13 protein-coding genes are annotated in these 13,166 nt (G+C 54.8%); 8 read left to right on the forward strand and 5 right to left on the reverse strand.

The genetic code is table 11. The features are described from left to right. Positions 1–237: 237 nt before the first annotated feature. Positions 238–630: a hypothetical protein gene (locus V5T82_RS16980; protein ID WP_332896865.1), complete on the forward strand. Its 393-nt coding sequence runs from the start codon at positions 238–240 to the stop codon at positions 628–630. Between the two features lie 245 nt (positions 631–875). Here the strand turns inward: V5T82_RS16980 and V5T82_RS16985 are convergent, their stop codons facing one another. Then, entirely contained in the window at positions 876–1,364 is a 489-nt protein-coding gene (locus V5T82_RS16985; RefSeq protein WP_332896866.1) for a hypothetical protein, read from the reverse strand. A 330-nt stretch (positions 1,365–1,694) separates the two neighbouring features. Further along, entirely contained in the window at positions 1,695–3,587 is a 1,893-nt protein-coding gene (locus V5T82_RS16990) for an ABC-F family ATP-binding cassette domain-containing protein (RefSeq protein WP_332896867.1), read from the reverse strand. Between the two features lie 174 nt (positions 3,588–3,761). Between V5T82_RS16990 and ndk the strand changes: the two genes are divergently transcribed. From ndk to V5T82_RS17010, 4 genes are all read left to right on the forward strand, one after another. Then, a complete protein-coding gene (ndk, locus tag V5T82_RS16995) occupies positions 3,762–4,184 on the forward strand; it encodes a nucleoside-diphosphate kinase (RefSeq protein ID WP_332896868.1) in 423 nt (140 codons plus the stop codon). 92 nt (positions 4,185–4,276) lie between these two features. Further along, complete coding sequence (locus V5T82_RS17000; RefSeq protein WP_332896869.1) at positions 4,277–4,621, forward strand: antibiotic biosynthesis monooxygenase family protein; 345 nt, start codon at positions 4,277–4,279, stop codon at positions 4,619–4,621. 19 nt (positions 4,622–4,640) lie between these two features. After that, a complete protein-coding gene (locus V5T82_RS17005; RefSeq protein ID WP_332896870.1) occupies positions 4,641–5,312 on the forward strand; it encodes a DNA-3-methyladenine glycosylase I in 672 nt (223 codons plus the stop codon). Positions 5,313–5,458: 146 nt separating this feature from the next. Further along, entirely contained in the window at positions 5,459–6,547 is a 1,089-nt protein-coding gene (locus V5T82_RS17010; RefSeq protein WP_332896871.1) for a hypothetical protein, read from the forward strand. Here V5T82_RS17010 and V5T82_RS17015 read toward each other — a convergent pair. Genes V5T82_RS17015 through purM form a run of 3 tightly spaced genes read right to left on the reverse strand, consistent with a single transcriptional unit; the run spans position 6,533 to position 10,285 of the window. Then, positions 6,533–8,491, reverse strand: coding sequence for a tetratricopeptide repeat-containing sulfotransferase family protein (locus V5T82_RS17015; protein ID WP_332896872.1), 1,959 nt, complete (start codon positions 8,489–8,491; stop codon positions 6,533–6,535). The two genes, V5T82_RS17010 and V5T82_RS17015, sit on opposite strands and share 15 nt — an antisense overlap. A gap of 16 nt (positions 8,492–8,507) precedes the next feature. Then, a complete protein-coding gene (gene purN, locus V5T82_RS17020; RefSeq protein WP_332896915.1) occupies positions 8,508–9,149 on the reverse strand; it encodes a phosphoribosylglycinamide formyltransferase in 642 nt (213 codons plus the stop codon). Positions 9,150–9,157: 8 nt separating this feature from the next. Continuing rightward, complete coding sequence (gene purM / locus V5T82_RS17025) at positions 9,158–10,285, reverse strand: phosphoribosylformylglycinamidine cyclo-ligase (protein WP_332896873.1); 1,128 nt, start codon at positions 10,283–10,285, stop codon at positions 9,158–9,160. A gap of 144 nt (positions 10,286–10,429) precedes the next feature. On the opposite strand from purM, the gene V5T82_RS17030 reads away from it, so the two are divergent. The 3 genes from V5T82_RS17030 to V5T82_RS17040 are packed head-to-tail and all read left to right on the forward strand — an operon-like array spanning position 10,430 to position 13,161. Continuing rightward, on the forward strand, positions 10,430–11,554 hold the full coding sequence (locus V5T82_RS17030; protein WP_332896874.1) for a DUF2066 domain-containing protein: 1,125 nt from the start codon (positions 10,430–10,432) through the stop codon (positions 11,552–11,554). Between the two features lie 9 nt (positions 11,555–11,563). Continuing rightward, positions 11,564–12,112, forward strand: a complete 549-nt coding sequence (locus V5T82_RS17035) for a CDP-alcohol phosphatidyltransferase family protein (RefSeq protein WP_332896875.1) — start codon at positions 11,564–11,566, stop codon at positions 12,110–12,112. After that, positions 12,109–13,161 carry an AI-2E family transporter gene (locus tag V5T82_RS17040; protein ID WP_332896876.1) on the forward strand — a complete coding sequence of 351 codons (1,053 nt, stop codon included), beginning with the start codon at positions 12,109–12,111 and terminating at the stop codon, positions 13,159–13,161. Before V5T82_RS17035 ends, V5T82_RS17040 begins: the two co-directional genes overlap by 4 nt. Positions 13,162–13,166 lie beyond the last annotated feature (5 nt).

A 13,166-nucleotide genomic window follows, 5' to 3' on the forward strand; every position in this document is an offset into this window, starting at 1 on the left:
ACATGACTAACTATCTGGTCGGGGGGATAGTGAATTATGCCTATTGCCACAAGTGTTGGGTTGGCTAAAATTTAAGCCAAATATAGAGTACTAATTTGCGGGAATTATGAAATGCCTCTTCACAATGTGACGTGGCATGGTGCGTTATCAAGCGAAGACAATGACAACATGATTGAATTTCGGGTCTCCCTTGGTACGAACCTTAATGCGAAAAATGCAAGTGGAGGTATTTAAGTAATGAAGCAAGGCAAGGCTTTCTCAATTTTTATCGGCACCTGCTTAATGGCAGGGTGTAGCGCGGGTGATATGCGTATGTTCGGTGACACCATGTCGTCAATGAATGGTAATGAAGTAACCTATCCAGATCAGAGTAATGTTCAATCTGTCGGTGATGTCAAATTGTTGTCAGGAATAAAAAATGGCAGTGGCTTTCTGATCATCGATAACATGGGCGAGACATATTGTCGGGTAAGGGTTACGTTTGAAGATGGTACTAAAAGCTATTTCAATCTTGACCCAGGCGAAGATACTGGTCTGAAGTATATGTCTGTCTACAATCAAGGGGAACATATGAGAACCATTTGCACTACAAGCAGCTGGGTTTTCAGTGCTTCATTTAACGATGAATAAGCTGTTCGGCATAATGAACAAGACACAATGAACGGATTGGATGCTAAGCAGACCAATATTGGGACTGGCTGCTCTTGGCTATACCCGGCTGTTTCGTAGTCCATTATGTCTCGGCTGGTGTTGCGCGATAAGCGGACTTTATTGCGGTGTTGGGCACCCTATTTATGAGCACATGACACAAGCTTCCAACACAAAAAAAGCGGCTGATTTAGACAGCCGCTTTTTTGTATCTGGTGTGGGCCTGGTTACGCCGGGCGTGGCCGTTTGGCTTTGGCTTTGGGTTTGGCAGCTGGCGCTTGCCCACCCTCTTCCATTTCCTTGCGGCGTTTTTCGCGCATGGCGGCTTGGCGGCGTTTGTATTCTTTGGTTTTGGCGTTCACTTTGCTCGAAAACGTGACCAGCATGGATTGGCTGCCGATAATGCCCAAGAGTGGCATCATCAAGGTCGCCGAAATCCAGTAGACAACGTGCGACAAGGTAATGCTTTCGATCATGAAGACATGATAGAAGAACACAAAAATCCAAAGCAAAACTTCAGCGATGATGAACAGGCGGAACGAAATCCGTTCCGACAGTGGGCGTGGCGTCAATAGGTTCGAGTTAACGAAAGTCAGTGCGCTCAAAATCCCCCCGAGTAAGCAACTCGCAAACAGGACTGCACTCATGACAGCGATCCACGCTTGCATCTCCGTAAAGTTAAAGGCGTTCAGCAGATCTAGATATGCTTCGGCCATTTGTTCCTCCGTCAACAGGCCTTTCGGCCCATTTCGCCAACCGCGCCGGATACGGGTTGGCCTTCAATAAGGGGTGGGAAGTCCGATTTGTCCGTTCCCCAACGTGGCACGATGTCCCTAAAACTAGCGCCATGTGTCGCGAATCGACACGTATTCTTAGGACAAATAATTACAATTCAAAGTGAAGATATGGTTACCGCAACTTTGCGTGTGATTGTCTGCCCCTAAGTCCCCATTTAGCAACATTATAGCGAGAATCAATATAAATCTGAAGAGAATCATACGACTATTGAGGAAGCTGCGATTTGATTTGATCTTATTTTACAGGCTTTAACCTGCCGTCTTTTCCAATGCGCTTTCAGCATCTAACCAAGCCTCTTCGGCGTCTTCGAGCTGTTTTTCGATCTTACCCAGCTGGATTTGTAACTTTGTGAGATCATCCGACGGCGTATCGTACAGCTTCGGATCGGCGAGTTTTTCTTGAATTTGAGACCGTTCGGCCCCCAATTTTGTGACCTCTTTTTCCGCTTTTTGTACGGCTTTGCGCAGGTGCGCGGTGGCGGCGCGGGCTTCGGCGCGGGCTTTGCGGTCAGCCTTTTTGTCCACGCGGGGGCCGTTCGTGACGCCACTGTTTTCTTTGGCGGCGTCCTTCTTGATGCGGCGGGCTTCCATGAGTTTGCACTTGTAGTCGTCCAAATCGCCGTCGAATTGCTTGCACTTGCCATCGTCCACCAGCCACAAGCGGTCGCACACCAGCTCCACCAAGTGCGGATCGTGGCTCACCAGAACCACCGCCCCGTCATAGGTGTTCAACGCTTCGACCAAGGCTTCACGGGCATCGACGTCCAAGTGGTTGGTCGGTTCGTCCAGCAGCATGATGTGCGGTGCTGTGCGGCTCATGTTGGCAAACAACAAGCGCGCCTTTTCGCCGCCCGATAGATTCTGGATCGGCGTGTCGGCCTTGGACTGTTCAAAGCCAAAGCGGCCCAAATGCCCGCGCACCTTGGATTCGATCATGTCTTCCATTTTCGCCTGCATGTATTCGAAGGGCGTCTCGGTTTCGGGCAGTTCTTCGGCTTGGTGCTGGGCAAAGTAGCCGACTTCCAGCTTTTTCGACTTGATGATTTTGCCGTCCTGCGGCTTCAGCCGGCCGGCCAGCATTTTCATCATGGTGGATTTGCCATTGCCGTTGGCCCCCAACAGGGCAATGCGGTCGTCCATATCGATGCGCAAGTCCAAGTCTTTCAGAATGGATTTTCCCGGCTCATACCCCAAAGCCACATCATCCATGGCCACCAGGGGCGGGGACAGGGGGGCTGGATTGGGGAAGGTGAAGGCAATGGTCTTGTCTTCGATGACAGTGGCGATGGGTTCCATCTTTTCCAGCATTTTCAGACGGCTTTGCGCTTGGCGGGCCTTGGTTGCCTTGGCACGGAAACGATCGACGAACGATTGGATGCGGCGTTGCTCGGCCAGTTGCTTCGTGCGGTGCTTGGCTTGTTGGCCCAGCCGTTCGCGGCGGGTCTTTTCAAAGAAATCATAGTTCCCGGCATAACGGGTCAGGCGCTGCTCTTCCAGATGGATGATTTCTTCCACCGACGTGTTGAGCAACGTGCGGTCGTGGGAAATCACAATGATGGTGCCTTGCCAGCTGGCCAGATAGTTTTCCAGCCACAATGTGGCTTCCAAATCCAAGTGGTTGGTGGGTTCGTCCAGCAACAACAGGTCCGGATTGGAAAACAGCACAGCCGCCAGCGCCACGCGCATGCGCCAACCGCCGGAAAAGTCCGAACACGGGCGCTGTTGGGCATCTTCGTCAAAACCCAGACCGGACAGGATTCGTGCGGCCTTGGCCGGTGCGGCGTGGGCGTTGATATCGGCCAAGCGGGTGTGGACCTCGGCAATGCGGTGAGGGTCGGTGACGGTCTCGGATTCAGCCAGCAATTGGGAGCGCTCGACATCTGCGGCCAAAACCGTGTCGATCAGGCTCTTAGGTCCCGACGGGGCTTCTTGGGCGACCATGCCCAAACGCGCGCCGGGGCGCAGGTTTACGGCCCCGGCGTCGACACTCATTTCGCCGGATATCAGCTTGAAAAGAGTGGATTTTCCGGTCCCATTGCGCCCCACCAGACCGACTTTATGGCCCTTGGGCACGTGGGCCGTGGCGCCGTCCAAAAGAACGCGCCCGCCAATGCGGTAGGTAAGGTCATTAATATGCAACATGGCGGGCTTTTAACATGTTGGGCTCAAAGGGGGAACTCCTGGTTCGTCTGAGAGCCGTTCACAAGTGGAAAACCAACCCTTGTCATGGGGGTGTGATCCGGCTATAACCCCGCGACCCGGCCCAAATGGGGGCTGACGAGAATTTTTTCATTAACAGCAGAAGGGCTCGAGAGCATGGCTGTCGAACGCACACTGTCGATTATCAAACCGGACGCCACCGAGCGTAACTTGACCGGCAAGATCAACTCTTACATCGAAGAAGCAGGTCTGCGCATCATTGCACAGAAACGCATCCGTCTTACCCGCGAACAAGCTGAGCAGTTTTACTCTGTTCACGCTGAGCGTTCTTTCTTCGGCGAACTGGTGGATTTCATGATCTCCGGTCCCGTTGTTGTCCAAATCTTGGAAGGTGAAAATGCCATCGCGAAATACCGCGAAGTCATGGGCGCCACCAACCCGGCCAACGCCGACGAAGGCACGATCCGCAAGGACTTCGCCATTGACGTGCAGAACAACTCTGTTCACGGCTCCGATGCACCGGAAACGTCTGCTGTCGAAACGTCGTTCTTCTTCTCGGGTGTTGAAATCGCTGGCTAAGCGCTTTCCACTCCGTTGAATACGAAAAAGGCTGCCCCCGGGCGGCCTTTTTTGTGTTTAAATGCTAGGTACTAGGAGAAGGAGCCCCCCCCATGATTGCTGTCATCTTCGAAGTTTGGCCAGATGAAAATCTTAAACAAAAGTACTTAGATATCGCTGCCGAGCTGCGTCCGCGGCTTGAAGAAATCGACGGTTTTATTTCCATCGAGCGGTTCGAAAGCCTCAATGAGCCGGGCAAACTCTTGTCGCTTTCGTTTTGGCGCGATGAAAAGGCGGTTCAAGATTGGCGCACCCTGGAAGACCACCGTGCGGCGCAAATCAAAGGGCGTGACGGCTACTTCAACAACTACCAATTGCGCGTCGCCCACGTGCTGCGCGATTATGGATTACATGAGCGCGCCGAAGCGCCGAGTGATTCTCAGGCCCTCCTCGGTTAGGGAGAAGTGGGAGGCTTCAATGGAACCATTCAAAGACATCTACGACCGGGCCGCTCAACGCCATGGCGGGGCAAAAGCGTTGGAAGCGGGCATGGCCGAGCTGAAGACGGCGAAGCAGCTCAAGGCCATTCCCGACGACCGCTGGCTTGCGGACTTCACCAAACGCATTTTTCAGGCGGGCTTTAGCTGGAAAGTGATCGACAACAAATGGCCGGGCTTCGAAGAGGCCTTTGAAGGGTTCGATCCGGTACACTGTGCCTACTTATCCGATGAAGACGTCGACAAGCTGTTGCAAAACGAAGCCATCGTGCGCAATGCGCAAAAGATTGTCTCGGTCCGGGCCAACGCGCAGTTTTTAAACGAGCTTGCCAAAGAGCATGGCTCGGCGTCCGCGTTTATTGCGGACTGGCCTATGGATGACTTCATAGGGCTCATGACCGTGCTGAAAAAGCGCGGGTCGCGTCTGGGCGGAAACACGGGGCCCTATGCGTTGCGGATGATGGGCAAGGATAGCTTTATCATCTCCAAAGACGTCACGGCGGCTTTGATCCATGCAGACGTGATCGATAAAAACCCCACATCTCAAAAAGCCCTGCGCGCCGTGCAAGACGCTTTCAACGCCTGGCACGCCGAATGCGGCAAACCCTACGCCCACATCAGCCGGATGTTGGGGATGAGCATCGACGCTTAGACACACCCCGTCTGGCCTAGAGCATCTGGTCAATGCGCCGCTTTTATGCTAGTAATAGTGGTGTTATTCAGTTTGGATAATTATAGATTGAGTTCGGATTGAGTTTCGGCGCTGTGTCATTGCGGGTTGGAACAGGGGGGGATAGTATGGCCGAAAACGCTGCACCGAAAGAGCTTACGGGACAACAAGCCGATTCCTTTGCATTTGATGCTTACAAACGAAAGCTTCTGCGTGAAGTGCTCGCCATGGCGGAGTTTGCCCACGAACAGTGTCGTCCGATTTCTGAACAAGCGGAATGGATGCTGAACGATCTCGAAAAAGGGCTGAGCAAAGGCTCTGAAGGTGTCAGCGTTCAGCTGCTGACAGCGTTGCATCGGGACTTGTGCAATTCCATTGCTCCAGCCAAACCCAAGAGCGTTTTGTACCTCAAAGAACAAAAAGAAAAAGCATGGTCTTTATTTAAGTGGATTTCGCCCATCGGCAACATCCGCTACATGATCATGGCGAGCTTTATCTCGCTGGCGGCCTTTGTGGGCATTTCGGTGATGGATGTCATCAACAAAAAAAACCTGACATCGTCGTTTGTCGAACTGAATTTTTGGGACCAATTGGTGGTCGCCCTATTTTTGTTGAGCGCAGCGGGTATCGGGGCGACGTATGCAAATCTCTACAAAGCCTATACCCATATTCCCAAAGGAACGTATGATCCAGATTACAATGCAACATATTGGGTGCGGTTCGCCTTAGGTTTGACGTCCGGTTATATCTTGGCCGAATTGCTCACCCTTGATATGGGACAGCTAGCCGCGACAGCCTCCGAAGTGACGGCTGATGCTTCAGACGCTGCCGTTGCAGCCGTTGCCGCGTCGTCATCTCCGTCAGGGCCACCAAAAACAGTCGCTATGGGGGTGATGGTTTCCAAGCCTGTTCTGGCGCTTTTGGGCGGTTTTTCGGCCAGTGCCGTCTTTCGTATTCTGACCCGCTTGGTCGAAGCCGTAGAAGCCATCGTTCAAGGTGATGCGAAAACGCGGATTGAATTGAAGGAAGCCGAAAACATGGCGAAGCTTCAGGTCGCGGAAGTACAGCGCAAGTCGGAACACATCCAGCAATTGGTGGGGATGAAGGCCAGCTTGCAAGCCGCAAACGCGAGTGCGGATCTCGTCAAAATTGTTGATGATCTGATCCAAAAAACGACGCGAACGGCGCCTGCCGAACCACCGTTAGCGGATGGTTAATTGAGCTTTCAAAGGTTCCAAGTGTCCCTCATAAGCCCGCCAGCCTTCAACCGACGTCGTGTAGATGGGTTGACGCACTTGCCATTGGCTGGCGGTCAGGACTTTGCGTTCGGTCTTGTGGAAGTCTAAAACCGCGTCCGTCCAATCGAGCCCGCAGAAATCTAAGATTTGACGCGCGCGAGGTTCAAAGTCTGCGATCAAATCTTCGTACTGCACATCCAATATGTCGAGGGGCAGCACGTCTTTCCAGAACGCCATCAAATCTTCGTAAGACCGATAACGCCGCCCCAGTTTTTCCAAGTCATAGGCGTAGACGTGGCTGCCGGAAAATTTTTGTTGGAAGATCGAAAAACACGTCGCCATGGGATCGCGTTTGCAGTGAATGATTTTGGCGTTCGGGAATGCTGCTGCGATTAAGCCCAGATAACGATAGTTGTCCGGCATTTTATCGCTATAGCGTGCTTTGTCCGGTGCGATGGCGCGAAGGCGTTCGAGGTGCCCATCCGCAAAGTCCGCGACCTGTTCGGGGGTGAGCGATGCCAGCCCGCCGGGCGATTGTTCCAAGGTCGTGGCAAAATCGACAACGTCTTCCAATTCGCCAGCCCCTTCGGCGTCGGGGTGGGAGGAAATGATTTGTTCCACCAACGTGGTGGCTGAGCGCGGCATGCCGACGATGAACACCGGCGCGTCACTGTCGGACCCGGCAACGGCCAGGTGTTCGATGACGTCGCGCGTAAAGGCGGACTTGATGGCGTCGAACAATTGGCGCTCGTCCTTTTCGGTCCAACGTATGGATTGATCGAGCAGCGCGTTGCCTTTGGACAAATGTGCGAAGGCGTCGTCGAAGTTTTTCTGGCGGTGACGGATCTCGCTCAAGGCGAAATGGAATAGGGCGGCGTCCTCTGTGTTGGCGTTGGCGGCGTCTGTCAACACGGCCATATGGATGTCGGTGAAGTCGAAGGCTTTGTCCTTGGTCAACATCAACAGCACAAAAGCATGATCGCCGTGCGCAGCCATGAAATCTTTGGCGACCTTGCGCGCCATGTCGAAGTCGCCTTTGTTTTGGTGGGCCTTGATGATGTTGGTGACAATCTCGCTGTCCGCCGGGCGCTGGGCAAAAGCTTTTTCAAACAAGGGCAGGGCCTGTTCGTGCAGGCCTTGCCCCATGCGCAGACGGGCGAAGTTGAAAAGTGCATCGCCGAAGTCCGGAGCGAGCTTCAAGGCGTGTTCGTAATGCTCAACCGCACGGGTGCTGGCACCACTCTTTTGCAAAGCAATGGCGTAGTTGGTGTGGAACTGTGGAGACGGCTTTGCATTTTTGAGCAGTGTTTCAAAAATGGGTAAGGCTTCATCGAACTTACCCATTTCCGTCAAAACACCAGCCAAGTTGAAATGCGCTTCGCCAAAATTGGGTTGCACCTTTAGCGCCTTTTTAAACAACGTCACGGCCTTGCCCGCTTTGCCCAGCTTGGATAAGGACACGCCATGGGCATTGAGTGCGCCTGGGTGGTTGGGCATTTTCTTCACGGCTTTGGCCAGGTGCTTGTCGGCTTTTTCAAAATCTTGGGTTTGCAGGGCACGCAGGCCTAAGTTGAAGTTCGCCATGGGGTGCGACGGGCGCAGTTTTAGGGCGACGTCAAGAGCCGCAGCGCCGTCTTGGACCCGGTTTTGCGACAACAGCACAACGCCTAAGTTGCAATGGTATTCGGGGTCTTGGGCGTGCAGTTGGATGGCTTGGCTGAACAGTTTCGCCGCATCTGCCGGATGACCGGCCTGCATGGCGATAACGCCCAAGATGTTCATGGCGGCGTGGTTTTGCGGATCCATCCCCAAAACTTGGCGCACCAGCGGCTCAGCCTGTTGCAATTGACCTTTGCGTTGCAGATCGATGGCTTGCTTTAACAGTGCTTTGGGATTGGCGGAGCCTGCGGGCGGGAAGACCATCGTGAAACCTTTGGGATTAGCGGGACGGGTTGACCAAGGCGCCTAGGGGTAATGGTGCGTCTTGGATGATGACGCGTTCCGCACTCACTCGAACGCGGCCTTCGGCAATGTAACGTACAGCTTGCGGGTAGATCACGTGCTCTTGTTCTAAGATGCGGCCCGCGAGGGTGTCGGCGTCGTCGTCGGGCAGTATAGGCACGGCGGCTTGCACGATGATGGGGCCTTCGTCCATGGCGGGGCGGACGAAATGCACGGTGCACCCGCCAAAGCGCGCACCTTCTTCTATCATGCGTTCGTGCACATGCAGGCCTTTGTACGCCGGCAGAAGCGACGGGTGAATGTTGATCAGCTTGTCGCGCCATTTGCGCACGAAGCCGTCCGACAGCAGGCGCATGAAGCCAGCGAGGCACACCAATTCGGCCCCGGTCTCTTCAATGACAGCGCTCATGGCTTCGTCGAATCTTTCGCGGTCGTCGAAGTCTTTGTGGCTGAGGGTCGCTGTGGCGATGCCAGCCTCTTTCGCCCGTTCCAAGCCATAGGCGTCGGCCTTGTTGGACAGCACTATGACGATTTCAGCCGGGAAGTCGTCGTCTTTGCAGGCGTCAATCAGCGCTTGCAAGTTCGATCCGCGGCCGGAGATCAGGACGGCGAGTTTCATCATCGTGCTTAGCCCCAAGCTTTGTCGGCGTTGTTCAAGACCACGCCTTCGTTGCCGTCTGGCCGCGCAATGATGCGCCCGATCTCAAAGACCGTCTCTCCTTCAGTTTCGAAGATGGCTTTGAGCTCTTGAGCTTTGGTGCTGTCCACGACCACAGCCATGCCGACGCCACAGTTAAACGTGCGCGCCATTTCTGTTGCGGCGATGTTGCCTTCAGATTGCAGCCAGCGGAAAACCTCGGGCGTGTCCCAGGACGTGGCATCCACTTCGGCCGCCAAATTGTCGGGCAACACGCGGGGGATATTTTCCAAAATGCCGCCGCCGGTGATGTGGCTTAGCGCATGCACGCCGCCGGACTTGATGGCGGCCAAACAGGACTTCACATAAATCTTGGTCGGCGCCAGAAGTGCCTCACCCAACGTCTTGCCCGGCGCAAACGGGGCTTCGCCGTTGTAAGCCAAGCGCGCTTTGTCGACGATGTGATCGCGCAAGACTTCTTGCATTTTGGTGTCGGCAGGGCCGTCAATAACGGCGTCGGCCACGACTTTGCGCACCAACGAAAACCCGTTGGAATGCAGGCCGTTGGACGCCAAGCCCAAAATCACGTCGCCTTCGATCACCTGATCGCCCGTGAGAATCTCATCACGCTCCACCGCGCCGACGCAGAACCCGGCCAAATCATAGTCGCCACCGCCGTACATGCCCGGCATTTCCGCCGTTTCGCCGCCGATGAGCGCACAGCCCGATTGGCGACACCCCTCGGCGATGCCGGAAACGATGGCTTTGCCGGCTTCGACCTTCAGCTTGCCCGTGGCGTAATAATCTAAGAAGAACAGCGGCTCAGCACCTTGCACCACCAAGTCGTTGACGCACATGGCGACCAAATCGATGCCCACGGTGTCGTGTGTCTCGGTGGAAATGGCGATTTTCAGCTTGGTGCCCACGCCGTCGGTGCCTGCGACCAAGATCGGGTCTTTAAAACCTGCGTCTTTGAGGTCGAACATTGCCCCAAAACCGCCCAATCCGGATGCTACACCGGATCGTGTGGTGGATTTGGCGTCATCTTTGATGGCTTCGACCAGCGCATTGCCCGCATCGATATCGACGCCTGCGTCTTTGTAACTTGCCCCGGACATGGTGGTCTCCTTAACCGATTTGTGGGCGTAAAATGAACGCCGCTCTGGAAATGATTGTGGAACGTGGTAAAACCAGTGCCAAGACTGTGAAACATACCCATTTGGGACCGCTTTGCAATGGCGCAAAACAAGGGAATTCGCTCGATGAGATATGCTCGTGCTTTAGGGCTTGTTTTTGCTCTGATCTTGACGCTCACAAACGCTACGGCTGAAGCGGCTGCACCGCGTTTGTTCGAGGTGTCGAACGTCGTCGTTGACGTCACGGCGGATTCGGCCTCCAACGCCCGGGTTCAGGCGCTGGCTAAGGCCGAAAAGATCGCGTTTGAACGCCTGACGAAGCGTTTGACCCTCCAGGCCTATCATGACCGCCTGCCCAGCTTAGGTGCGGCGCAAATCTCTGAACTTATTCAAGATTTTCAGGTTATGGAGGAAAAAGCGTCCTCGGTTCGCTACATCGCAAACTTGACGTATCGTTTTCGTGCCGAACAGATGCGGACATTGTTGAACGCCGAAGGCATTCCGTTCGCCGAAACGTCGTCCAAGCCCGTATTAATGCTGCCCGTTTACCAAGCCGCAGGCGCACTTTTGCTGTGGGATGAACCCAATCCGTGGCGCGTGGCCTGGAATCGCCAAGACGAAGAGGGCGCAAATCAAGGTCTGGTGCCCATGGTTTTGCCTGTGGGGGATTTGAACGATGTGCGTTCCATCGGCGCTGAACAAGCTATAGAAGGCGATATGGCGCGTCTTTCCGAAATCGCGCGGCGCTACGAAGCCGGTGATGTTGTTGTCGCACACGGCATTTTGCGCATGGATTCGTTCAACGGCCTGCCGGAATTGGAAGTGTATCTCACGCGTTTCGGCTCTGCCCTGCAAGAACACACCGTGGTCAAAAGCTTCACGTCCGAGCCCGGCGACGATGTGAACACGCTGCTGGACCGCGCCGTTGCGCAGCTGACGGCCCAAGTCGAAGACAACTGGAAGCAAGACAACCTGATCCAGACGGGCAGCGCACAGCTGCTGCCGATTTCCGTCCCTGTGGGCAACCTGGGCGATTGGGTGCGGGTGCGCGACCGCTTGAACGGCGTGGCTGTGGTTCAAAAAATGGACCTGGTGCTGTTGCGCTTGGATGAGGTGCGGGTGAACCTTCACTTCATCGGCGACGCGGAACAGCTGGCTCTGTCACTGGATCAAGCGGACCTGAGCCTTTGGGAAGAAGCCGGTCATTGGTATTTGGCGGAAAAATTGCCGCTATCAACGGCAAGCCAATAAGCATCTGCCTTGGTCAATCTGCCCAACATCATCACACTTTTGCGAATCGGTGCGACACCCGTTGTGGTGTGGCTGATTGTTGAAGGGCATTTGATTTGGGCGTTTTGGGTGTTTGTCGCAGCAGGCGTGTCCGATGCCTTGGACGGGTTTCTCGCCAAGCAGTTCGATATGGAGACAGAGCTCGGCAAGTACCTCGACCCCATTGCCGACAAAGCCTTGCTGGTTTCGACCTACATCACCTTGGGCATCAATGGTTACATCCCCAATTGGTTGGTGATTTTGGTGGTGTTTCGCGACATTGCCATTGTTGGGGGAGCATTGCTCTTTGAAACCATGACGCATTCGCTTACGATGCAACCGTTGATGATCAGCAAGCTCAACACGGCCTTGCAGATTGTCTTGGTTTGCGCCGTTATGGCGGTGGTGGGGTATTCCGTCGAATTGCACGGAATTTTGGACGTGCTGGTTAGCGTGACGGCTGTTGCGACCATTGCATCGGGATTGACTTACGCCGTTGTCTGGATCAAGCGCTGGTCCCAGTTGGAGGACGAACAATGAGCCGGGAAAAGCAAATGTGGTTCTGGGTGGGCGGATTGGCCGTTTTTCTAGGCCTCGTGTACCTGTTGAGCAGTGTGTTGACCCCGTTTATCGCCGGGCTTGCCGTGGCGTACTTTTTGGACCCCTTGGCCGATAAGCTGGAAGCGGCGCTGAAATCGCGCTCGGCTGCGACGGCTTTGATCTTGCTTGTGTTCTTTGTCGTCGTGGGTGCGGTCGGGGTTGCGCTGTTTCCGCTGCTCCAAGCTCAAGTCGCCGGACTTGTCGCGCGCATTCCCGACGGTGTCCAAGCCGCGCATGAGCTGTTGGACCCGCTGGTGGCTCAGATTGAGGCGGAGCTGGGCGCACAAGAAATTCAAAACCTCAAAGACAACGCAGGCGCGTTCGCAGGCAAAGCCGTGTCTTGGGGGCTGGATGTGGTGCAAAGCCTGTTCATGGGCGGCAAGGCCGTGATGAACACGTTGTCATTGCTGTTTATCATGCCCATCGTTGCGTTTTTCCTGTTGCGCGATTGGGACATCTTGGTGGCCAAGGTCGATAGCTTGTTGCCGCGGAGCTCCCAAGAAACCATCCGCGAACAATTCCGCGATATTGACGCCACCATTGCCGGTTTTGTCCGCGGTCAAGCGACTGTGTGTTTGGCACTGGGCACCATTTACGCCACGGGGTTGACGCTGGTGGGGCTAGAATTCGGCCTGTTGATTGGGCTGGGCACGGGCTTGATGGCATTTGTGCCTTACGTCGGCATGGTGATTGGGCTGTTGGTTGCGTTTGGCGTGGCTATGCTGCAATTCACCGAGGTCACGCAGTTTGTGATGGTCGCGGCGGTCTTCGGCGTTGGTCAAACCATTGATGCGGCGTTCTTGACCCCCAACTTGGTGGGTGGTCGCGTTGGCCTGCATCCGGTGTGGATCATCTTCGCTTTGATGGCGGGCGGTGCTTTATTTGGCTTTACCGGTGTGTTGCTGGCCGTTCCGGTCGCCTCCGTCATCGGTGTGCTGGTGCGTTTTGGCATTGGCCGCTACCGGGCCTCGGTTCTGTACACGGGATAATTCAG

Source organism: Magnetovibrio sp. PR-2 (assembly GCF_036689815.1).
Lineage (GTDB): Bacteria > Pseudomonadota > Alphaproteobacteria > Rhodospirillales > Magnetovibrionaceae > Magnetovibrio.

Excerpts from the sequence above, each read along its gene's own strand:
- V5T82_RS16980 (WP_332896865.1), top strand. The coding sequence starts at position 238 with ATGAAGCAAGGCAAGGCTTTCTCAATTTTTATCGGCACCTGCTTAATG.
- V5T82_RS16985 (WP_332896866.1), bottom strand. The coding sequence starts at position 1,364 with ATGGCCGAAGCATATCTAGATCTGCTGAACGCCTTTAACTTTACGGAG.
- V5T82_RS16990 (WP_332896867.1), bottom strand. The coding sequence starts at position 3,587 with ATGTTGCATATTAATGACCTTACCTACCGCATTGGCGGGCGCGTTCTT.
- ndk (WP_332896868.1), top strand. The coding sequence starts at position 3,762 with ATGGCTGTCGAACGCACACTGTCGATTATCAAACCGGACGCCACCGAG.
- V5T82_RS17000 (WP_332896869.1), top strand. The coding sequence starts at position 4,277 with ATGATTGCTGTCATCTTCGAAGTTTGGCCAGATGAAAATCTTAAACAA.
- V5T82_RS17005 (WP_332896870.1), top strand. The coding sequence starts at position 4,641 with ATGGAACCATTCAAAGACATCTACGACCGGGCCGCTCAACGCCATGGC.
- V5T82_RS17010 (WP_332896871.1), top strand. The coding sequence starts at position 5,459 with ATGGCCGAAAACGCTGCACCGAAAGAGCTTACGGGACAACAAGCCGAT.
- V5T82_RS17015 (WP_332896872.1), bottom strand. The coding sequence starts at position 8,491 with ATGGTCTTCCCGCCCGCAGGCTCCGCCAATCCCAAAGCACTGTTAAAG.
- purN (WP_332896915.1), bottom strand. The coding sequence starts at position 9,149 with ATGAAACTCGCCGTCCTGATCTCCGGCCGCGGATCGAACTTGCAAGCG.
- purM (WP_332896873.1), bottom strand. The coding sequence starts at position 10,285 with ATGTCCGGGGCAAGTTACAAAGACGCAGGCGTCGATATCGATGCGGGC.
- V5T82_RS17030 (WP_332896874.1), top strand. The coding sequence starts at position 10,430 with ATGAGATATGCTCGTGCTTTAGGGCTTGTTTTTGCTCTGATCTTGACG.
- V5T82_RS17040 (WP_332896876.1), top strand. The coding sequence starts at position 12,109 with ATGAGCCGGGAAAAGCAAATGTGGTTCTGGGTGGGCGGATTGGCCGTT.